Genomic DNA, 19,446 nt, shown 5'->3' with positions numbered 1-19,446 from the left:
GATCGCGATCGCTTCCTTAGATAGCCTTCGTTTTGAACGGGGTCAGAATGCATGGTCTTTAACATCCGCTTCACTCGCCGCAGATAACCTTAAACGCTCTACAGTACCTACAGCATTACGATCGCAGCCCAACCGCGAAAGTTAGTGTCAGCAGAAGACTGGAAACAAAGCAGAGAGATTGTTGGGCTGTTCGCTATATTGCAATGTATCCATTGCATAATCACAATCTTCAAGTGTTCAGAATTAATAAACTTATGCTTCAGGCGGTAAGATTGTGAGCCCATACTTTGGCGCAGCCGCTAGCAGCTTATCGATCGCAGCTTGATCAGGTACAGGTGGATTGAGTGGATCAGCGACAGGGCTTCCAACTTCAGCAAAGAACATTTCCAGACCCGCAGGGGTTACCCAACACAACATCCGCGCCCGCGTCGTTCCAGTATTTTTGAAGCTGTGTTTTTGCCCCTTGGGAGAATGTAAGAACGTACCGGATGTTGCCAAAATAGTTTCGTCATCTAAGTAAAACTCGACTTCACCCTCAAGAATGTAAAACGCTTCATCTTCACGACTATGAATATGGGGGGGCGGACCAACCTCAGGATTACAGGCAATCTCAACCAACGCATATTGCCCCCCAGTGTTCTGCCCTAATGCCTTGAACGTGACAACGTCACCGGCAACTGACAAAACATCGCCTTCCTGAGGCATCCTGACGATTCCTTGCTGGTTTAGAGTCATCTCAAATCTCCGTTTCTGCTAGGTGATCGGGGTACAACTAGATTCGATTTGAATTTAGGGGAATTACTGCCTAGCTTTGGGGCTATATGCTAAGCAGCGTAGTCCTGAGTTCTCACCAATTGTAGTCTGATATCCAGTAACGCTAAATGCTCATACTAAGAACTTACGCAAAATCTAGAGTCGAAAAAACTTTCAGGTATATGCAAGATAGATTTTAGCGTGGTCGCTTGTCCTCACTCGATATGATGCTGCGATCGCTTGTTGTTGTCCTGCGATCGCTTGTTGTTGTCCTGCGATCGCTTGTTGTTATCTCAGTTCAATTAACGGTGCATCAGGATCTGGTCATAATGCGATCGCTCACTTAACCTTGAACACCCGCCGACAACCTCTATCGACTGCCACAACACAGCATTGCAGTGTATCCATAGTGTAACAGCCCTCTGTTGGGCAACTTTGCAAGGAATCGACACGTTACGATGTGATCGAAGGTGTGAGCGGCAGGAGTTTTGATTAAGAAGCTTCGCTCGGGTTTCTGAAATTTAATTGCAAAGCATAACGGCTAAAGTGAGCGGCGGCGAGAGGGCTAGAACGAAGCGCGAAGACTTTGTACTGTCCGCTCCACTGTGTTGTTAGACCGTGCCTCACCAACTACTTCTCAATGGGATCACAATGCTTCGATCTTAACTTTACCACCTTCAATGTTATCAATCTGTAATCGATATTTGTAGAGCAACGCCATGCCTAGCAGAGGTTCTGTCTCTGATTCTGCAACATCAATCTCTTGGTACTGTCCATCCCAGATCACAGTTGCAGTGTACAAATCAAAGTAAGTTGCGCTGCCATCACCAAGAGTAACAAAATCAGAACCACTCCAAGGTAAATTCAATGTAGTGATGATTGTGGAGGGCAAGGATAAAAATCCATTGAACCCTGTATCAATCACTGTATCGATCGCTTGCAGTTGCCGATTTGAGTTGCTGACGACAACCATTAGCGTGGCTTCACGCCGTAAATTTACAACTCCTTCCATCATGAATTTTTCTTCAGACTCCGCGCTCCAAAATGATAAACGGCGCGATGTCCGATGCGAATAATCCAGGGTTGAGCGTCGGGAAGGCGTTCAAAGAGTCGATTAGTTGCAGGGACGACAGTTTCATCGACTTCAAACTCTCCAGTTTCAATGTCGATCGCGACAATCTTGCCCTCGTTTCCGGCTTCGACCTGCTGCCGAATGCCAGCTTCATAGAGTTCTTGCCCTCGTCGAGCGATCTCTTCTTTGCTGTAACGTCGTTGACGAACTGTCATAGGGTTGCCCTCGGTTTCAACATTATTCTTCTATTTTACTCTGGATAGTAGAAGTGGCGATTGCCTGAAGCGAACAGAGCAAAAAAGAAGGGTTGCTTCCGTTGACTGGATCTACGACTACAGCTTACTAGAGATCACTCTCAAAAATGAACTGCTCTTGATTTGGGCTTATGAGAATGCAATCTCGAATCGCCTCAATCATGGCAATAAACCATTTATCTTCATCAGTCGTTTTAGTTTCTTTGAGCATCTGCACTTGCATTTCTAGGTTTTTTAAGTCACTCCTAGCAAGGATAAGCCTATCTTCAAGTCCGCCTACTTGCTGATACTCTCCGATACCTAACTCAGTGCTGATTCTGTGCATTTCTGAGGGCTGACCAAGCCTATACTTCCAAACTATTTGGCAACCACTATTAACTTCACACCCAATAAGTCTACTCATGAGATTTCTGTAGCAATTTCACCATAGATACACAGATACACAAGTTTTGAATAAAGCAAACAGCGCGGTCTAACGTTCGCGCTCACCGGACGCAGACAGCTTTTGCGACTCAACCAACCATCTTGCAACGTTCTGGTGCAGTGCGATTGTTATGTGGTGCGTTGATGATTGACTTTCCCCACACCGATCAGATATGGCTTTGTCCAGACTTATTCATCAACCTTAATTTACGGTAAGTAGTAGGGCATCTCCTTCTTCTACCGCATCTTTGAGATATTTCCTGAGATCTCGGAGAAACTCAACAAAATCCGTAACATCCTCGTCTGTCATCACTGTAGTGGAAAATCCATTCATATCGGATATAAACTGCCATCGTCTTTGAAAATTATCCTTATCAATCTCCTTCAAAGCCTTGCTTATCTCTTTTACTGCTTCAGCCTCAAAAAATCTTGGCTTACCGTAACCAAGATCATTACCTATTTCTTGACCTCCCCCTACAAGATTCACGAATAAATAACTGCTAATGCTTTTATCCTGATTCACTAAAAATGAAGGGTTTGGCTCACGAGTGCCAGCTAAAAATATATGTAAAGAGTCCCATCCACCACCAACAGCGCTACGAGTTCCCAAATTAAATGTTGGAAATCTGGACTCAGCCAAGATTAAGGGAATATCTGCTTTGATATGTTCAAAGTCAGTAGGTTGCAATTGAAATTCATAGTATCCTTGCATCAGATCTGCATATTCATCCTGCATTTCCTGAATTGCCACCCACGGTTCAATACCTGAATTTATCTGCTCCTTGAGTTTCCAAGCATTACAGAACAGATCTACAAGAGCAGGATATTTTTTGAAACGATCAAGCAGATAAGGTGAGACTTGATTTAGGTAGGCATCAGAGGACATAAGCAATACTGAGTACTCAATTAACCCTTGGCTTTTGAATGATTGTTTTTGATTCTACAAGTAGCTCCACTCTAAAGCAGATTAGTTTGTTCGTGGCATAACGTTCCGGTTGAGCGGCAACTAACAACTTTTGCAGCACAACCAGGATCTTTCAAAAGTCCGCTCCGACCGGGTTGTTATGCTGCGTTTCATACTGCTCATACCTCGATAGTTCCTGGCTTACGCGAACTGTCTGGATTGTGACTCCAGGAATTAGGGGATAGCCATTTGAAATACTCCAACCCAATTAGATGAGCAAAGCGATAAGCTCTGTCCTCACCGTCAGTTATGAGACACTCTCGCAGAGCTTCAACATTTTCAGGAGATTGCGGAATCCATTGAGTCAACAGATTGAGATCTGGATTATTAGGTGGTCGAGATGCGCTCAGATCATCAAATTCCTCGTCTAAGGAATCATCCCACCAGTGTTGAAACACCATTTGACGCTCTGCACCCTCGTAAACTTCGATAACCCAACCGTGATCCTCACCATAGGAGTAATGCAGCAACAGGCCAAGATTTGCTTGAATGATCGCTGGCAGACCTTCCCAATCTTGCCCTGTTGGGACAAAACTTGTCCACTGGTTATTTGAAGGAAAAACAATCCCATTCAATCCTGCCCTTTGCAGCAACTGAACAGCATCTTCTTGAGAGGCTTCACGTAGATGATATGACTCACTAAACTCACTCATGCTAGCTTCACCTCCAATACAAACAGATGAGATTCAGACTGCCCCTCTACCGGAGACTAAGCGGCATAACGATTGCGTTCAGCGGATGCAAATAACATCGAACTCAGCACCAAAAGCTGTACTCATTCCGTTGCAACGCACTTGTTATACGGCGATCGCTGATTCAGTGAAGCCAGAAAATGATTCTTACTTCTTCTGGATTGCCCAACTTTAGTAACTCTTCAACAAACCAGTCCACACACCCTACAAACTCACGATAGCTTTCTACCCATGCAACCTCGGTTGTCCCTTCCCTTTTCGTCATGTAAACAGGTTCATCGTCTGGAAGACTATCCGGGAAAGAAGCTGAACTACAAAATAAATGAGCATACTGACTTTTCACATACCCAGTACAGGGCGGGAATTTCCTGTCCCAATCATAATCAATGACCTCTTGAACCATGAACCAAGTGAGATAACGATTTAGGCTAGACCAATTATTTTCAAGATACTCCTTGTAAACAGCATTCATATCCTCTGGAAAACCGCGTGGTTTGGAAAGAGGAACTATTTCTTCTGTGTGCCCAAGATGATAGAGTTCGCGGCGATGGAAGCCGACCAAAGCGGCGTATAACTCGTATGGTGTACCAGGACGCATATAGCAAACAGGAACCTGCTTACCTTTTGACCATCTTGGCGCTGGAGTTGGTTCCCATTGATTATTTCTCCAAACCTCTGCGTAGAGGCTACTCGTCGTACTCATACGTCCCAGCTAGTATCTGAATCTGCTCAGTTTCATCATCTTGAACAATATGATGCCAATTTAACTTCACAATCTCGCCAGTTATTCTCTCAAGGACACTCTCACCCAGGATTCAAGCCGTATAACGATCGCCATCAGCGGCAACCTACAGCTTTGCTTCCACACCAGCAATCATTGCTTGTCCGTTGCATGGCGCTTGTTCTACTGTCATACTGCGGCTTCTCAGTTCTCTACTAATCCAACATTACAAAAACGTACTTTTGCCCAATATCCAGCTCTTGCTCATATCCTTGTTCGCGTGCAATTTCCCCTGTCCAATTCAGCACGCTCTGGCGCAGATCAGGATCATCAGGTAACTCAATGCACAACTTGCCAGTATTCTCAAAATCTCCTTCATCATCAATCTCTACAGCAAAAACTTGAACTGCGCCTGCATCAAATACTTCTTGAACGAATTCGATAGATTCTTCTGTACCTCTCAAAACACCTAAGCTTCTCGGCTTACTGTCATCTTGCAGCCAAGGTAAGACCTCAGCAGATTCGGTATTCTCAATAAGATCTAGGCAAAATGTATCGTTCTGTTCTTTTGTACCGCTCATTGTCGGGTTTTCCCAAATCGTCAATAGAATGCTCTGACTTGTATAGTTCCCAATCTAATTCAGTAGCAACTCATGGAGCCAGGCATTGCGTAGAAGCAATTGCGTATAAGCTGTCCTAACCCTTACGATTTCAGCAGTAGAACGATCGCGCTCACCGGACGCAGATAACCTTTGCAATTAACTGACGATATCATAACGTTCCGGTGCAGCGCGATTGTTAGGCTTTTGTACATGACCGATGCAATGAACCTTGTCATTCGTCATAACAAAATCTTGTATAAGTTCTTCTGGATCTACACGCACTGCATAATCTAATTGCCAAGCCTATAATCTTTTCTAGTTTTAGGTTATTGGCATAACGCATTGAACCACAAGGGAGTGGGTCGTAGCCATGCTTCTTATCAAAATCTGTTGGAATCCAAATATCCTGAGATTCATACATATCAGCATATCTCTGGGAAGCAACTGCTACTGTTGCCTCTTCAACATCATTAGTAATATTTGCAATGAGCGCTTCTGTATTACGCTCCCAAACGGCTCCCCATAAACCATCATTGCAATCAGCGTCTCCTTCATTGAAAACCAACCTTGCCTCCACAACCGCTCCGTCTAAACCTACAATATCGAAGTCAAACCAGTGATATTTTCCGATATCGTAGTTTGCTGGGTCATCATCGCCACCACAATCATGAAAAAGATCTATGTGTTCTTCAGGAATATTGGGGCAATCAAGGTATAGTCCTGTGCTGCAACTTCCCAAAAATCTAATTGGACGGACAGGATAAACCATTGCAGACTGCTCGGAGATACCTGCCGCGTTGAAAGCTTTCACCAGGAATTTTGGTACTTCCTCCTTCAATTGGCATTCAGCAGGAGCTAATTCGTTAATACAAGTTGCCCACATAATATTAATCTTCTTTGAAAGGTTCAGCCTCCAGGATTCCCTAAAAGCATATTCTTCGCGACGATTTGAAGCCTAACGTTCCGGTTGAGCGGCAACTAACAACTTTTGCAGCACAACCAGGATCTTTCAAAAGTCCGCTCCGACCGGGTTGTTATGCTGCGTTTCATACTGCTCATACCTCGATAGTTCCTGGCTTACGCGAACTGTCTGGATTGTGACTCCAGGAATTAGGGGATAGCCATTTGAAATACTCCAACCCAATTAGATGAGCAAAGCGATAAGCTCTGTCCTCACCGTCAGTTATGAGACACTCTCGCAGAGCTTCAACATTTTCAGGAGATTGCGGAATCCATTGAGTCAACAGATTGAGATCTGGATTATTAGGTGGTCGAGATGCGCTCAGATCATCAAATTCCTCGTCTAAGGAATCATCCCACCAGTGTTGAAACACCATTTGACGCTCTGCACCCTCGTAAACTTCGATAACCCAACCGTGATCCTCACCATAGGAGTAATGCAGCAACAGGCCAAGATTTGCTTGAATGATCGCTGGCAGACCTTCCCAATCTTGCCCTGTTGGGACAAAACTTGTCCACTGGTTATTTGAAGGAAAAACAATCCCATTCAATCCTGCCCTTTGCAGCAACTGAACAGCATCTTCTTGAGAGGCTTCACGTAGATGATATGACTCACTAAACTCACTCATGCTAGCTTCACCTCCAATACAAACAGATGAGATTCAGACTGCCCCTCTACCGGAGACTAAGCGGCATAACTCTTTTTTAGATAGATCTAGCCCTTCCTATTCTGTCTATCTCGCCCGAATTGGGATCTTAGACAGATCTTCATCTGGATAACGCCTCACATCAGAACGTTATCCAGATGGAGATCTGTATATCTGCCCAAACTGGGTGATTAGACAGACGACAATCTGCATAACACTCCGAATCGGAACGATAGGCAGACAGAGATCTGTATAACACCCCAAAATGGGTGATTAGACAGACGAAGATCCGGCTAAGATCTCTGTGCAGCAGGTTATATAGATTGATTGTTGGGATAATAGCTCCATTTATGAAGCGCATTGCTATTCCTTCAGCAAATCTTTACCACCCCTTACTGAGCATGACCCTATGATTAGTTCATTAGTACTCAGATGTTGACTTCCCTAATCTATGGAAACCCGTCCCAGAAAGCTTCTAGATCAAGTTCGTGATGTCATTCGCCTCAAGCATTACTCCTACCGCACAGAACAGAGCTACGTAAATTGGATTCGCCGTTATATCCTGTTTCACAACAAGCAGCATCCTAAAGATATGGGAGTTCCAGAAATCGAAGCCTTTCTCACTCATCTTGCAGTTACTAAAAAGGTCGCAGCTTCAACTCAAAATCAGGCGCTGAGTGCGTTGCTGTTTCTCTATCAATCAGTACTCAAGCTACCACTCGATGATTCGATTAATGCGATGCGGGCGAAGCGTTCAAAATATCTGCCCACCGTCTTGAGTAAAACTGAAGTGCGGGCAGTCTTGCAAGAGACTTCTGGGGTGTTTCAACTCTTGCTCAAACTACTCTATGGCAGTGGAGTACGGCTAACCGAAGGATTGCGGTTGCGGGTGAAAGATCTAGATTTTGCTCATCGTCAAATTGTGGTGCGCGATGTCAAGGGGAATGAAAGCCGCGTGACAATGTTGCCAGAAAGCTTGATCGAACCCCTTCAGCAGCATTTAAGAAAGGTCAAGCAACTGCATCAGCAAGATTTGGATCAGGGGTATGGCTCCGTTTTCTTGCCGTTTGCTTTAGAGCGTAAATATCCTAGTGCAGACCGTGCTTGGATTTGGCAATTTGTTTTTCCTGCGTTTAGTCGATCGCGTGATCCTCGCAGTGGAATGGTGCGTCGTCATCATCTACATGAAACTGGGGTGCAAAGATCCCTCAAACAAGCGGTTGTTGCTGCACGCATTGAGAAACGGGTAAGCGTTCATACCCTGCGCCACAGCTTTGCAACTCACTTGTTAGAAGATGGCTACGATATTCGGACGGTGCAAGAATTGCTAGGACATAAAGATGTAAAAACTACCATGATCTATACTCATGTCCTTAACCGAGGTGGAAAAGGTGTTCGCAGTCCACTCGATTAAGAGATGAGCCTCTGCGACACCTTCTCCAGATGCTTATCTTGATTCCCTTGGAGTTGCGCTCTGCGCTAATCGTTGCCTCGTCAAAATACTCATCACCTCAGTCGAGTTGGGTACAGGTAACACTGGACTCCACGCCCCAGCTTCTGCATAGCCCAACACATGCAACGTGTGTATCGTTTCAATGACACCTTCCCGTGAGCCGATCGCTAATAAGCGTAATCGATCGCTATTGCTAGACTCGTTCTCCAACCGTGATACAAGACCTTGCACACTGTAATTCATTTTGGGCTTCTCCTAATGGTGTATGGGAAGAAAGCCCAAAAATCTAGCCACCCCCGAAACGCAGCGAAAAGCAGGGGTGGCTAGTGAGATGCTATGATCCCTCGTTAGCCCCCGCGCTGGCTAGAACAGCGTTGGGCGGTTAGTCGTTCAAAGCTGTGACCAGCAACTTTGGACGACGCTAGATTTTTGGACAACCGTTGTCTCCGCTTCACAGAAATGGATGAGACAACTTAATTTGTGAGCGTAGAGGATTTACTCAGTCGTCGTCAAGTCGATTACGATCAATTTTTGTGAGTGGGTGACAGAAACCTACCAACCCACCCTTAAGCAAAACCAGCCTAGACATTAGTTCAGAGTTTTACTCGTCGCCTTGCCATTCGTTTCCGCCTTTGCCAAACTAGGCGCAGTCTCATCAGGAGTCGTCTTACCTTCCGCCTTACGGCGCTGTGAATTATTAGACCCCCCTGCTTCGCCATACTCCCAACTGGTCTTGCCATAGCGAGCGGCAACACACATCAACATCTTGCCAGAATAGGTCTTCAACTCCTGCTCTGCCAACGTAATTTCACCCGTTAGCTTATCCAAAGCACCGAGTAGGTTATTGTAAGCAGACACTTGAGAATCTAGTGAAGCAATCTTTGCATCATAGACCCTTAAATTCAGCCCATCTCCAAAATCAAGCGTTTCACTAATGGCGTGCATTCCAGCCGCACGTTTTTGCGCTTCGCTCACCACTGCAGAGCCACGTTTAGGACGCGTCATTGTTTTATTTTTCTAAAGTTTTCTACCGCAATCTAACGAGTCCAAGCAGAGATTTCCTTGAGAACAAATAAGTAAACTTTGAGCAATCTAATAAAGCCGTCAAAATTCTCTAGTATTTCTACTCAAGGCATTTGACTGAACTATTTATCTTTCAGGTTGCGATCGCGTTCACTCATCAAGTTGCCGCGATCGCTCCACGAGTTGACGCGATTAATCGACGAATTGGAGCGATCGCTCCACAAGTTGACGCGATTAATCGACGAATTGGAGCGATCGCTCATGCAGTTAACGCGATCGCTCGTGCAGTTAACGCGTTCAATCGACGAGTTGACGCAATCAATCGACAAGTTGCCGCGATCAATCGGCGAGTTGAGGCGATCGCTCCATGAGTTGGCGCGGTTTCAACCTAATCTGCCAAAGATAATTTTTTTTGCTCTATGTCGAATTCCCAAATTCTTGTAACAGAATCTAAGATCGTACTATTCTCAAATCAAACTAAATTAAGGCTGCTGTTATACAGTTGATCAATAGAAACTAAAAAATCAAAACAGGATGGAAGCCATTATGAACACACAAGAAACGGCACAAGCTACAACAGAATTACATCCGCAAATTAAAATGGTTTTGGATGAATTGGGTACTGGAGATAGCAATATCGAGAAAACCTGTCATGCATCTTTTTTACAGGGTGAATATGACAGGGTTAAAGCGTTCAGACTTATTTCTCTGAGCGATTCCTACTATCGGTGTCTGAGCTACCTCGCGAGTGCGGTTATAGTCAGTCAATCAGATAATCAAAGTAATTTTCCTACAATTATTAGTGAGGCAGCTACAGCCTGCGCTGATTACAAAAGAGAAGATTGTCTGCGGCGCTTGTCTGCGGTTTTACATCCTCCGTTTAACTACTCGGAAAATTAATATTGGTCTAATAACATTGGTCTAATAACATTGGTCTAATAACATTGGTCTAAGTTCGACTTGATCCATTTGAGATTAGGCGAATTTTTGTTGCTGTTTAAAGATCGCTCAAACTCTCGACCTTTCTCCAAGCTCTGGCGAGAAACAAACATTCAAAAAGCCGAGGAAATGTGAGGTGCGAAAATCAACGAGCTTCAATGTGGTGAAGGTAACCCCAAAGGGTTACATACAACTCCGTCCGCTAGCAGACAGACTACCGCCATTCCTAAATTAGGATCTTACGTAATAGAAGTTTTTGCTGGTTAGAAGTAGTATGCCTATTGTTTCACAGCAATCTTTTCAGCGAGCGCTTCAACATGCGCAAACCGTTGGCAATCACGGTAAAACATTTGAGAGGATAGCAAGGTCTCTAGAGGGACGAGTGCTAACCAGAGCACAGGCAGAGATCATCGAAGATGCAGGGCAACAAATTCAACAACATAGTCAAAAAATGGCAGCCCTGATAGAGCGATCGCTCCAAGAAATAGAGGAAGCACCCCAAGAAGATGAACCAAATTTACTAGAACAATATGCCTTAATACACCAGCAACAATGCGAAGCATTGTTGCTGTACTCTGCAGCTATTAAAGTGCTTGTACAGGCAAACAAGTCCGCGCTACGGTTGGTCGCATCGCTGCGATGCGACCAACCGTAGCGCGACGTTCCCAGAGGATCTTTGCAAAGTGTTGGAAGTCTCTCCGCTGCATTGCTGCCCGGTCATCACCGGCAGCCTCTCAAACATCCTCTAGAGGATGAAAGACAAAGCCTCGCTCCATCTAATTAATGCTTGTATCTCCCAAACCATTCTGTGACCCATCCGGAGGGGAATCCTGGTGTAGCAGATCCGTGAGTGCCTCGTTGATCGCACCCGGATTCATAAACAAAATCTTAGAATTATCGCTCTTTCCAAGCTCCAGATTAGCGCTGACAAAATCTCTAGCAATCAGATAGCGCAACACTTCCTCAGAATTCGCTTGCCCTTGTAACGCCCTTGCAAGTTGTTGAATTGACTCCACCGTTGCCGAGGTTCTTGCCAGTGTCGCTTTTCGTTCGCTCTCGGCGGCCTGCTGTCTCTCTAGCGAATCCCGAATCGTATCGGACAGAATAATATCTTGCACCTCGACCCGAATTACCTTCACGCCCCAGTTTTTGGTTGCCTTATCTAATTCTTCTGAGAGCGCCTGATTAATGACGTTGCGTTTTGAAACAACATCCTCTAGGGTAAGCTGACCAATCTCATTCCGAAGACTGGTAAACACCAACTGCCTCAGCGATTCTTCTAAATCTTCAACAGCGTAATAGGCCAGTTGAATGTCTCGAATCTGCCAAAACACCACCGTATCGACTCTGATCGGCACACTATCGCTCGTAATCGCGTTCTGTGGATCAATTTCTAAAAGCTGTTCTCGCAGCGTTTCAACTAGAACAGTATCCAGAAACGGAATGACAATGTTCAGTCCAGGTTCTAGCACGCGCTTTGCCCTTCCTAGCCGCTGCACGATCGCGGTATCTCCTTGCTCGATGACCTTGACCGCGCCCAGCAGATAGCCAACGACAATTAAGATGAATGCACCAGCTAGTTCCAGCATATCAATGCTCCTATTCGACCCGCATTAACGTAATGAACTTAAAATAGATGTTGAATGAGTCTAATCGCTGCGGTTAAACTCTAGACTTACTCATAGACGAAAGGCAAGAAACGTTAAACTTTGAATCATCTTTAGACCCGTTAAATCAGGCATCAAGACGTTTTCGTAGCCTAGTTTTCAAGTAGCTCTATTATGACTGCTTCTTTGCCAATCAGAACTCTGACCTTGCATTTTTTCGCTTATCCTCGGACTGATTTTCCAATTCCTTTGAGAATTCCGCGTCCCACTAAGCCGATTCCCCGACCAATTACCTCAGTTAAGACATAGACAATTCCACTTCCAAGAAACGCGATCGCGGCTCTCACTCTAGGCGCGATCGCGTCTCGGGTTTCTAGTGCCAACGTAACGGCGAGTTGCACTCCAGACAGTGTTTCTAACTCATCATTACGAGGAGAATAAATCACGAGCCGCTCGATTCCGTAGTCAGAAAAGATCCAAAGTCGATACCGACTTTCAAAAATTGCTTTCGGCTCAGCGACATAGCGCTCGACGCGATATCGCCACGATAAGTCATTCCGAAATCGCTCAATGTCGCGCGTCGAAAGCAAGCGGCGATCGTAGAATCCTCGCTTAATTGCCTCTAGGTTAGAAAATCGATTTAACAACGGTTGAATCACCGCGTTAGCAACTTGAATAATCAGGTTTTCTAGAATGTCAATCGTTCGATTGATGGCTTCAGGAGTTTCCGGTTGATAGGCGGTCTGCTCAATCATCAATGGCGTTTGGAACAAGAGATGGCTGAAGACCTCCTGAACCAACGGAATCTGATCTAAAATTTCAGTCCGCACCGTTTCGGCCTCTTGAAGAATCGCAGGAACAACTTCAACATCGCGATTCTTTAGCGTCAAGGTATAGTAACGACCAAAAAAATTCATCACCACCGCTTGCCATAAATCTTGTAATACAGCAGAGCGCTTCTCCTCCAATTGAGTGATTTGAACTTGAGAAAATCGGAGTTCATCCAGTACGGCTTCTAACTGACGCAGAATAATAAAAAATAACTCCCGTTTTTTTTCCTGCTTCAGAATGTCAATTTCTAAAGGAAGATCGGTCAAGTTTTCTAGACTAGATTGCAGTTGAGTCGCAATCCGATCGAACGCGACCCCAAAGGAATTGCGCGAAGCGCTAAAAGCCGCTACCGATGGAGACGGTTCTACGACTTCCACCGAGCTTATGTCTCTATTTGTGTCTCTACTGATGTCCCTCGGAGGAATAGACAGGGATGGAATGGACGCCGGGAGTTGATCCATCGGAAGCGGCATTCCTGAGGACGGCACGGGTCGAGCCGTCGCAAATAACCGTTCTGCAAGCCATCGCGCCGCTCTTAGCTCCCGGCGGCGTCCCGCTAGAAAGACCTGATCTAACGCCGATAGCCGAGGATTTTGCAGTTGAGCGTTGATTTGGCTCAAGGCAGCATCAATCTGCCTCAGACTCGACGCTCGCCAATGCTGGCGAATCACTGCCAACAGTCCAGGCTGTTCGATTTGCGCCGCCGCGATCGCCAACTGCTCTAACCGCTCTGGACGCCAATAGCGCTGACCCGTCGCCACATCCCGAATGGCAATTTCAAACTCCGCGATCGCGCTTCCCTTAGGGCAGTAGCCTTCGATCCCCATCTGAAACGCGATCAACACTTCCGCATCGGACAATGGCTCGATCAGGAGCAGCGGCACTTGGGGATACCGAGTCTTGAGAGATTGACACGTTTCTAAACTGGCTCCCACCACAATCAGGTCGATCGGGTCGCGATTAGCTCCGCCAAGCTCCGAAGGATTGGCTCGGCTAACCTCCGACGAGGTACGCAGCACGAACGAAGACTCGTTAGGCCCCCGCCATTCGAGCCGCTGAAGATTCGCAAGAGCGATCGCAGAATTTGCCGCCTCAACCACGACCTGTATGTCTGTAAATCGACTCAAGCCGTTGATCAGCCCTGCCCGAAACACCGGATCGGGGTCAATCACCATCACTCGAATTGTTACGGGTACAGTGCTCATGAAGAAACGGTGCTCAGGAATGATAAGCCAATGATAATCTTCTCATTCCTTCAGTGAATTAACCTTCAGTGAACTAAGGCGGCGGCGGTGCATCATCGTTAGAAGACGGCGTGGGATCATCAGACTGCTGAGACGGCTCGGGATCTGAATCTCTCGAATCATCTCTTGAATCATCTCTCTGATAGTCTTGCGATGACTCCGACGAATCGTAAGAATCCGAGGCAGAATCTGAAACTGGAGGCGTGTAGTCCCGCTCACGCTGCCGCCAGATTTCGGCGCGTTGGGCTGCCCACTGCGAGATCAAACCTCGTGCCTCGCCATAGAGCGGTCTTCCGGCATAAATCGTCGAGGCAACATCGATCGCGCGCGTCAGCGAGCCGATATTCGCCAGTCGAGTCGCTTGAGCGATCGTCGAACGGTCTTCTGCCAGTTGAATCTCGTACACCCAGCCCGAAATCAGAGTTTGAGCCTCTCCATACAAAGCTCGACCCGGACGAATTTGCGACGCTACATCGATCGCTTCTCCCAATCTGCCTGCTCCCGCACTTGCTTTGGCATTCGTAATAATTGGCGTATCTTCAATCACCTGAATCTGATACGTCCACTGGGCAATATCGGTCTGAGCTTCCTGACGCAAAGCGCGTTTTGGCTTGATCACGCTCGCCAGTGCGATTGCCGATCGCAACGGCTCTACCTTGCCCGATTTTGCTATTTGTCGCGCTTGCTTCAGCACCGGACGGTCTTCCATCCACTGCAATTCTTTTTGCCATTGAGCCAGCAGCGTTTGAGCATAGATCCGGCCCGGACGGTTGGGTTTAATCGACTTTGCCTGATCGACAGCCATTTTTAGCGTGGGCACTTGCTGAAGGTTGGCCAACACACTCGACCAGTTCAGAGACAGGGTATCTTGAAGCTGGGCTTCTAGACGTGGCAGCAAGGTTTTAGCGCGACTGTAGAACGGACTCTTACTGTCGATCTGTCGAACGAGTTGAATAGCCAGCAGCACGGGCGCAGCTTTGTCCAACGAAGGGGAAGAGAAGTCTTTGTTGCTATCTACTTCTTTTCCGCGAACGAGCCGCACGAAGTCTACGTTTGCCGAGGTTAACTGGACGCTCTTTGGAATCGAGTTGATCAAGGTAGTCGCGCTTGAAATATTCGATTTGTCTAGCTCAGCTAGTGCCAGAGAGAAAATGGTATTTCGCCATTTCACCACTTCAGCTTTAGCTCTGCCCCACACAAACGTCTTGCGATCGATGGGATCAGTCAACGCGATCGCTTGTCCTAGCAGCCCTGGCGGATTGGCTGCTGCAAACACCTGAGCGTCCTTAAACAGTTTTGCGGCTAGCTTTTCAGTGTTAATTTGCTGTCGGATCTCGGTGATGCGATCTTGCCAGCCGGGATCAGTATTTAAGCTCAGTTGGGCTAAATGTTGTGAAGCCTGATTCCAATCTTGTTTCTTAAGGTCGGCCTGGATTTTAGTAAATAGAACTTGTCCTTTGTTAAATTCTTCTTGCCACCGCACGATCGAGGCTTGAGCATCTTTGTAGCTCAGGCTAGTCGATGGAATTTGCTTCGCGAGGGCGATACCGCCTTTCACATCCCGCTGAGCAACGCGATCGCGAGCCACAATCAACAGCGCGTTCGACCAATCTTGCAGCAAGAGTTGCGCCTGACCATAGAGCGGATTCTCAGTTGTCCAGCCTTTGACCAGCGCGATCGCGCTAATCAGATCTTCTGGCTTACCGCTTGCTGCCGACTCTTGGGCACAAAACAGCCGCTCCGAATCGACTGACCAAGCAGAAATCTTCTTGCAGTCCACCGCAGGGGGCGCTTTCGAGAGCCAGATAAAGGCACCGACCCCGGTTACACCCATGGTCGTCAAGATCGCAAGACAGATCAGTGGCCACTTCCACTCTGCTGCCCATGGACGAAGCCGCGTCAGCACTTTTCTAGAGCGCGCAGACACAGCCCGACCCACAATAGCTGTGCGGTTCTGAGGCGGCGCGGGTGGTGTTTCCGAATCATCATCTGTGAGAACTGAACTAGGGGCAGAACGATCAGGATGATGCTCCTTTCTGTCATGAGGCTTCTGAAAAGGAAGCCAAGGGCGGGGAGGGGTTTTTCTAGCCATGAATCGCGGAAAACATTACGAAGCGAAATAGCCGCACAGATGCAAAACACGTCCAACTTTCAGCTTACGGTGCGGTCAATTTTGCCGCCGCTGCCAAGCTCGGTCTGCGTTGATTACTCATTATCCTCAATTAGAACCAGGCATTCCGGGAGATATTAACGGTGAGCGATCGTAGAATAAATCGCTAAGACAAGCAAGCAAATAACGTCTAACACTTTGAAGGACTGAGGGCTTGACGCTATTGAACCACGAATTTCAAAAACTGGGGCAGCGATCGCGAAAAAAGTCACTGGTCGCTCAATTACACCAAAAAACGACCCTTTCCCGAAGCGAAAGAGTCGCATAACGTAATGATGCTTCACCCCGTCAAAAGAGCGAACTAGGTGTTGCGGTAACCAAAGAAATCGATGTGATACTCAGTAATTCGCACCCCTGTTTGAGCTTCCACCTGCCGGAGTAACTCTTCGGGTAACTCGATGTGAATATCTAAAATCTGCTGAGTATCCATGCAGTTGACGTGGCTATGCGCGTCGCTGACATTGCCATACAGCCGACCGTCCGATCGCTCGATGCACTCAATGATCCCCTGCTCTGAAAGCGCTTCCAAGTTCTGATAAACCGAGGTGTGCCCAATTTCTTTCCCTTGCCGATTTAAGCGATCGTAGATTTCTCGGGCCGAAAGATGCTCTTGATCTTGCCACAGCAGTTCGAGAATAAATTTCCGTTGGCGGCTCAGGCGCATTCCCAAGTTCTGACACCGCTCTAGGGCATCTTCTAGGGAACGAATAGGTTTGGAGTCAGGAGTCTGAGTATTCATCAGGTGACAGCAATGCTCACGGGTTTAACAGCAACAAGCGATCCTTCAAGCATGATGTTAGAGCTTAACCATTTTTTGTGATGAAAGAATCCACAATTTAAGTCCAAACATTTCCAAGTTCAAACATTATTTATTAATGTGATCTTTAGAAGGATGTAGCTCATCTGCTTTAGTTCTAACACATGCTAAAGCAAACTCGCTACAAGTTTGTTTTAGACTTAAATATTTATAAGATTGGAATATTTACAAGATTGGAAATGTCGGCCGATTCTCGCGACTCTGATTCTCGTACTCTAAAGATTAGGCGTGGATATGTGATGAAGCATGGCAGTATATCAGGTTCGGTTAATCAACCCTGACATCAATTTAGATCAAACGATCTCAGTTCCAGAAGATGAATATATTCTCGATTTGGCAGATGCAATGGGTATTCGTCTGCCGTCGGGATGTCAGCAGGGAGACTGTTCGGTGTGTGTGGCAAAACTGGTTGAGGGAGAAGTTGACCAGTCTGAGCAGTCGTTTTTGCGCCCTCAAGAACTAGAAGCGGGATATGTGCTTCCGTGCATTGCTTATCCACGCGCTGACTGCACCCTGTTGACTCATCAAGAGCAAGTACTTTATCACTCGTCGTTGTATTACAAAAACGCTGAGGAGCAGGCGTCTTGAGTTTGGTCTGCCCATTCGCAAGTTGAAGGAATATTTCAGCCCGTGAACCCAAAAGCGTATCCAGATCTCCAATTTTTTGAAGAAATCGGAGATCTTTGCACTTTTACGTTGGATTAGGGTAAATCGGTGCTGCCCATGAGGTAGCGATCGCACTCCCGCGCCACGCCGCGCCCTTCATTGATTGCCCATACAACTAAGCTCTGACCGCGACGACAATCTCCTGCCGCAAACACACCCGGAATGCTGGTTATGTATTGCTCATGTTCCGCTTTGATGTTGCTGCGGGCATCGCGATCGAGTCCCATTGTCTCGACCAAAGGTTGCTCTGGCCCTAAAAACCCCATTGCCAGCAGCACGAGTTGGGCAGGCAACACCTGTTCGGTTCCCGGAATCGGCTGGGGAATAAACTGCCCTTTGTCGTTTTTCTCCCAGTTCACCTGCACCGTATGCACGGCTTTCACGTGACCGTGTTCATCGCCTTCAAAGTGAGTTGCCGTGGTGAGATATCCACGCGGATCATCCCCAAACGTGGCAGCCGCTTCTTCTTGTCCGTAATCGAGGCGGTAAACTTTGGGCCATTCGGGCCAAGGATTATCGGGCGATCGCTCGGACGGTGGTTTCGGCAAAATTTCGAGCTGAACTAAGCTTTTACAGCCGTGACGAATCGATGTGCCGACGCAGTCCGTTCCCGTATCACCACCGCCAATGATCACAACATCTTTACCCTCAGCAGAGATGAAATTTTTGTGTGGGCTTTTGTCCAATACTGATTGTGTATTCGCGGTTAGAAAATCCATGGCGAAGTGAATTCCCGTTAAATGTCGCCCTTCGATGGGCAAATCACGGGGTTTCGTTGCTCCGATCGCGAGTACGACAGAATCGAAATCGCTCAGCAGTTTCTCGGTTGGTAAATCTTTGCCAACTTCGGTGTTGCAGACAAAGGTGATGCCTTCGTCTTCGAGGAGTTTGATGCGGCGCAGAACCGCGTCTTCCTTATCTAGCTTCATGTTAGGAATGCCATACATCAGCAGTCCCCCCGGACGATCGGCGCGTTCGTAAACCGTGACCCAATGCCCTGCTTTGTTCAGTTGAGCCGCCGCCGCAAGACCCGCCGGACCCGACCCAATCACCGCCACCTTTTTTCCGGTGCGCTTGCTTGGTGGCTCAGCAACGATCCAGCCTTCCTCCCAACCTCGATCGACGATCGCATGTTCAATATTCTTAATCGTCACAGGCGGATTGTTGATCCCCAATACACATGATCCCTCACACGGTGCCGGACAAACGCGACCCGTAAATTCTGGGAAATTGTTTGTTTTGTGCAAGCGATCGAGGGCTTCGCGCCAGAGTCCGCGATAGACCAGATCATTCCATTCCGGGATCAGATTGTTGATCGGACAGCCGCTTGCCATGCCGCTAATTAAGCTTCCCGTGTGACAAAACGGTGTGCCACAGTCCATGCAACGCGCGCCCTGATTGCGGAGTTTCTCCTCTGGCATTGGCAGATGAAACTCGTCCCAATTGTGAATGCGATCGCGAGGAGGCAATTCTGAGGGCAACTCGCGCAGGTATTCGATAAAGCCAGTTGGTTTTCCCATGGTTGATTTAAGTTTTGAAAAAGTAGAACGGGTCTGTTGAGTGTAGGGACAAGGGATAAGAAATGAAAAAGACAAGAAATTAGGAGAG

Annotated in this window: 23 protein-coding genes; 6 read left to right on the top strand and 17 right to left on the bottom strand. The window is 47.0% G+C overall.

Annotated features, from left to right (window positions below; genetic code table 11):
* Positions 1 to 252 precede the first annotated feature (252 nt).
* On the bottom strand, positions 253 to 735 hold the full coding sequence (locus tag AC5I6P_RS05775; RefSeq protein WP_495692805.1) for a quercetin 2,3-dioxygenase: 483 nt from the start codon (positions 733 to 735) through the stop codon (positions 253 to 255).
* Between the two features lie 227 nt (positions 736 to 962).
* Between AC5I6P_RS05775 and AC5I6P_RS05770 the strand changes: the two genes are divergently transcribed.
* Positions 963 to 1,100 carry a hypothetical protein gene (locus tag AC5I6P_RS05770; RefSeq protein WP_495692804.1) on the top strand — a complete coding sequence of 46 codons (138 nt, stop codon included), beginning with the start codon at positions 963 to 965 and terminating at the stop codon, positions 1,098 to 1,100.
* Between the two features lie 299 nt (positions 1,101 to 1,399).
* Here the strand turns inward: AC5I6P_RS05770 and AC5I6P_RS05765 are convergent, their stop codons facing one another.
* The 9 genes from AC5I6P_RS05765 to AC5I6P_RS05725 all read right to left on the bottom strand — a co-directional run bounded on the left by AC5I6P_RS05765 (position 1,400) and on the right by AC5I6P_RS05725 (position 7,070).
* Positions 1,400 to 1,768, bottom strand: coding sequence for a clan AA aspartic protease (locus tag AC5I6P_RS05765; RefSeq protein ID WP_495692803.1), 369 nt, complete (start codon positions 1,766 to 1,768; stop codon positions 1,400 to 1,402).
* On the bottom strand, positions 1,765 to 2,040 hold the full coding sequence (locus AC5I6P_RS05760; RefSeq protein WP_495692802.1) for a hypothetical protein: 276 nt from the start codon (positions 2,038 to 2,040) through the stop codon (positions 1,765 to 1,767). The genes AC5I6P_RS05765 and AC5I6P_RS05760 overlap by 4 nt, the downstream gene beginning before the upstream one ends.
* 127 nt (positions 2,041 to 2,167) lie before the next feature.
* A complete protein-coding gene (locus tag AC5I6P_RS05755; protein WP_495692801.1) occupies positions 2,168 to 2,482 on the bottom strand; it encodes a hypothetical protein in 315 nt (104 codons plus the stop codon).
* A 222-nt stretch (positions 2,483 to 2,704) separates the two neighbouring features.
* The gene (locus AC5I6P_RS05750; protein WP_495692800.1) at positions 2,705 to 3,388 is read right to left on the bottom strand and encodes a DUF1877 family protein; all 684 of its coding nucleotides are present in this window, start codon (positions 3,386 to 3,388) and stop codon (positions 2,705 to 2,707) included.
* A 197-nt stretch (positions 3,389 to 3,585) separates the two neighbouring features.
* Entirely contained in the window at positions 3,586 to 4,119 is a 534-nt protein-coding gene (locus AC5I6P_RS05745) for a hypothetical protein (protein WP_495692796.1), read from the bottom strand.
* 163 nt (positions 4,120 to 4,282) lie between these two features.
* A complete protein-coding gene (locus tag AC5I6P_RS05740; RefSeq protein ID WP_495692799.1) occupies positions 4,283 to 4,861 on the bottom strand; it encodes a hypothetical protein in 579 nt (192 codons plus the stop codon).
* A gap of 233 nt (positions 4,862 to 5,094) precedes the next feature.
* Complete coding sequence (locus AC5I6P_RS05735) at positions 5,095 to 5,460, bottom strand: hypothetical protein (protein WP_495692798.1); 366 nt, start codon at positions 5,458 to 5,460, stop codon at positions 5,095 to 5,097.
* Positions 5,461 to 5,713: 253 nt separating this feature from the next.
* The gene (locus AC5I6P_RS05730) at positions 5,714 to 6,364 is read right to left on the bottom strand and encodes a hypothetical protein (RefSeq protein ID WP_495692797.1); all 651 of its coding nucleotides are present in this window, start codon (positions 6,362 to 6,364) and stop codon (positions 5,714 to 5,716) included.
* A gap of 172 nt (positions 6,365 to 6,536) precedes the next feature.
* Positions 6,537 to 7,070: a hypothetical protein gene (locus AC5I6P_RS05725; protein ID WP_495692796.1), complete on the bottom strand. Its 534-nt coding sequence runs from the start codon at positions 7,068 to 7,070 to the stop codon at positions 6,537 to 6,539.
* A 469-nt stretch (positions 7,071 to 7,539) separates the two neighbouring features.
* On the opposite strand from AC5I6P_RS05725, the gene AC5I6P_RS05720 reads away from it, so the two are divergent.
* Positions 7,540 to 8,502, top strand: coding sequence for an integron integrase (locus tag AC5I6P_RS05720; protein ID WP_495692795.1), 963 nt, complete (start codon positions 7,540 to 7,542; stop codon positions 8,500 to 8,502).
* Between the two features lie 33 nt (positions 8,503 to 8,535).
* Here AC5I6P_RS05720 and AC5I6P_RS05715 read toward each other — a convergent pair whose 3' ends face one another.
* Together AC5I6P_RS05715 and AC5I6P_RS05710 are read right to left on the bottom strand one after the other, a co-directional pair.
* Positions 8,536 to 8,784 (bottom strand): hypothetical protein, encoded by a 249-nt coding sequence (locus AC5I6P_RS05715; RefSeq protein WP_495692794.1) that lies wholly within the window; start codon positions 8,782 to 8,784, stop codon positions 8,536 to 8,538.
* Between the two features lie 345 nt (positions 8,785 to 9,129).
* Positions 9,130 to 9,546, bottom strand: coding sequence for a hypothetical protein (locus tag AC5I6P_RS05710; protein WP_495692793.1), 417 nt, complete (start codon positions 9,544 to 9,546; stop codon positions 9,130 to 9,132).
* 131 nt (positions 9,547 to 9,677) lie between these two features.
* Between AC5I6P_RS05710 and AC5I6P_RS05705 the strand changes: the two genes are divergently transcribed.
* The 3 genes from AC5I6P_RS05705 to AC5I6P_RS05695 all read left to right on the top strand — a co-directional run bounded on the left by AC5I6P_RS05705 (position 9,678) and on the right by AC5I6P_RS05695 (position 11,158).
* A complete protein-coding gene (locus AC5I6P_RS05705; protein ID WP_495692792.1) occupies positions 9,678 to 9,935 on the top strand; it encodes a hypothetical protein in 258 nt (85 codons plus the stop codon).
* A 175-nt stretch (positions 9,936 to 10,110) separates the two neighbouring features.
* On the top strand, positions 10,111 to 10,464 hold the full coding sequence (locus AC5I6P_RS05700; RefSeq protein WP_495692791.1) for a hypothetical protein: 354 nt from the start codon (positions 10,111 to 10,113) through the stop codon (positions 10,462 to 10,464).
* A 313-nt stretch (positions 10,465 to 10,777) separates the two neighbouring features.
* A complete protein-coding gene (locus tag AC5I6P_RS05695) occupies positions 10,778 to 11,158 on the top strand; it encodes a hypothetical protein (protein WP_495692790.1) in 381 nt (126 codons plus the stop codon).
* A gap of 121 nt (positions 11,159 to 11,279) precedes the next feature.
* Here the strand turns inward: AC5I6P_RS05695 and AC5I6P_RS05690 are convergent, their stop codons facing one another.
* The 4 genes from AC5I6P_RS05690 to AC5I6P_RS05675 form a co-directional block, all read right to left on the bottom strand.
* Positions 11,280 to 12,092: an SPFH domain-containing protein gene (locus AC5I6P_RS05690; RefSeq protein WP_495692789.1), complete on the bottom strand. Its 813-nt coding sequence runs from the start codon at positions 12,090 to 12,092 to the stop codon at positions 11,280 to 11,282.
* Between the two features lie 239 nt (positions 12,093 to 12,331).
* Positions 12,332 to 14,146: a DUF3685 domain-containing protein gene (locus AC5I6P_RS05685; RefSeq protein ID WP_495692788.1), complete on the bottom strand. Its 1,815-nt coding sequence runs from the start codon at positions 14,144 to 14,146 to the stop codon at positions 12,332 to 12,334.
* Between the two features lie 73 nt (positions 14,147 to 14,219).
* Complete coding sequence (locus tag AC5I6P_RS05680; protein WP_495692787.1) at positions 14,220 to 16,277, bottom strand: hypothetical protein; 2,058 nt, start codon at positions 16,275 to 16,277, stop codon at positions 14,220 to 14,222.
* 379 nt (positions 16,278 to 16,656) lie between these two features.
* Positions 16,657 to 17,094 (bottom strand): Fur family transcriptional regulator, encoded by a 438-nt coding sequence (locus AC5I6P_RS05675; protein WP_495692786.1) that lies wholly within the window; start codon positions 17,092 to 17,094, stop codon positions 16,657 to 16,659.
* 324 nt (positions 17,095 to 17,418) lie between these two features.
* Here AC5I6P_RS05675 and AC5I6P_RS05670 point away from each other — a divergent pair, with 324 nt between their 5' ends.
* Positions 17,419 to 17,760: a 2Fe-2S iron-sulfur cluster-binding protein gene (locus tag AC5I6P_RS05670; protein ID WP_495692785.1), complete on the top strand. Its 342-nt coding sequence runs from the start codon at positions 17,419 to 17,421 to the stop codon at positions 17,758 to 17,760.
* Positions 17,761 to 17,873: 113 nt separating this feature from the next.
* On the opposite strand, the gene gltD is transcribed toward AC5I6P_RS05670, so the two are convergent.
* Positions 17,874 to 19,358, bottom strand: a complete 1,485-nt coding sequence (gene gltD / locus AC5I6P_RS05665) for a glutamate synthase small subunit (protein ID WP_495692784.1) — start codon at positions 19,356 to 19,358, stop codon at positions 17,874 to 17,876.
* Between the last annotated feature and the right edge of the window lie 88 nt (positions 19,359 to 19,446).

This window comes from Myxacorys sp., assembly GCF_059501405.1.
The sequence above is the reverse complement of the archived record's forward strand: the minus strand, read 5'-3'. Positions and strand labels throughout refer to the sequence as shown.

What these genes read in the sequence shown, in the direction of transcription:
- AC5I6P_RS05775 (WP_495692805.1), bottom strand. Translation starts at nt 735, where the DNA reads ATGACTCTAAACCAGCAAGGAATCGTCAGGATGCCTCAGGAAGGCGAT.
- AC5I6P_RS05765 (WP_495692803.1), bottom strand. Translation starts at nt 1,768, where the DNA reads ATGATGGAAGGAGTTGTAAATTTACGGCGTGAAGCCACGCTAATGGTT.
- AC5I6P_RS05760 (WP_495692802.1), bottom strand. Translation starts at nt 2,040, where the DNA reads ATGACAGTTCGTCAACGACGTTACAGCAAAGAAGAGATCGCTCGACGA.
- AC5I6P_RS05755 (WP_495692801.1), bottom strand. Translation starts at nt 2,482, where the DNA reads ATGAGTAGACTTATTGGGTGTGAAGTTAATAGTGGTTGCCAAATAGTT.
- AC5I6P_RS05750 (WP_495692800.1), bottom strand. Translation starts at nt 3,388, where the DNA reads ATGTCCTCTGATGCCTACCTAAATCAAGTCTCACCTTATCTGCTTGAT.
- AC5I6P_RS05745 (WP_495692796.1), bottom strand. Translation starts at nt 4,119, where the DNA reads ATGAGTGAGTTTAGTGAGTCATATCATCTACGTGAAGCCTCTCAAGAA.
- AC5I6P_RS05740 (WP_495692799.1), bottom strand. Translation starts at nt 4,861, where the DNA reads ATGAGTACGACGAGTAGCCTCTACGCAGAGGTTTGGAGAAATAATCAA.
- AC5I6P_RS05735 (WP_495692798.1), bottom strand. Translation starts at nt 5,460, where the DNA reads ATGAGCGGTACAAAAGAACAGAACGATACATTTTGCCTAGATCTTATT.
- AC5I6P_RS05730 (WP_495692797.1), bottom strand. Translation starts at nt 6,364, where the DNA reads ATGTGGGCAACTTGTATTAACGAATTAGCTCCTGCTGAATGCCAATTG.
- AC5I6P_RS05725 (WP_495692796.1), bottom strand. Translation starts at nt 7,070, where the DNA reads ATGAGTGAGTTTAGTGAGTCATATCATCTACGTGAAGCCTCTCAAGAA.
- AC5I6P_RS05720 (WP_495692795.1), top strand. Translation starts at nt 7,540, where the DNA reads ATGGAAACCCGTCCCAGAAAGCTTCTAGATCAAGTTCGTGATGTCATT.
- AC5I6P_RS05715 (WP_495692794.1), bottom strand. Translation starts at nt 8,784, where the DNA reads ATGAATTACAGTGTGCAAGGTCTTGTATCACGGTTGGAGAACGAGTCT.
- AC5I6P_RS05710 (WP_495692793.1), bottom strand. Translation starts at nt 9,546, where the DNA reads ATGACGCGTCCTAAACGTGGCTCTGCAGTGGTGAGCGAAGCGCAAAAA.
- AC5I6P_RS05700 (WP_495692791.1), top strand. Translation starts at nt 10,111, where the DNA reads ATGAACACACAAGAAACGGCACAAGCTACAACAGAATTACATCCGCAA.
- AC5I6P_RS05695 (WP_495692790.1), top strand. Translation starts at nt 10,778, where the DNA reads ATGCCTATTGTTTCACAGCAATCTTTTCAGCGAGCGCTTCAACATGCG.
- AC5I6P_RS05690 (WP_495692789.1), bottom strand. Translation starts at nt 12,092, where the DNA reads ATGCTGGAACTAGCTGGTGCATTCATCTTAATTGTCGTTGGCTATCTG.
- AC5I6P_RS05685 (WP_495692788.1), bottom strand. Translation starts at nt 14,146, where the DNA reads ATGAGCACTGTACCCGTAACAATTCGAGTGATGGTGATTGACCCCGAT.
- AC5I6P_RS05680 (WP_495692787.1), bottom strand. Translation starts at nt 16,277, where the DNA reads ATGGCTAGAAAAACCCCTCCCCGCCCTTGGCTTCCTTTTCAGAAGCCT.
- AC5I6P_RS05675 (WP_495692786.1), bottom strand. Translation starts at nt 17,094, where the DNA reads ATGAATACTCAGACTCCTGACTCCAAACCTATTCGTTCCCTAGAAGAT.
- AC5I6P_RS05670 (WP_495692785.1), top strand. Translation starts at nt 17,419, where the DNA reads ATGGCAGTATATCAGGTTCGGTTAATCAACCCTGACATCAATTTAGAT.
- gltD (WP_495692784.1), bottom strand. Translation starts at nt 19,358, where the DNA reads ATGGGAAAACCAACTGGCTTTATCGAATACCTGCGCGAGTTGCCCTCA.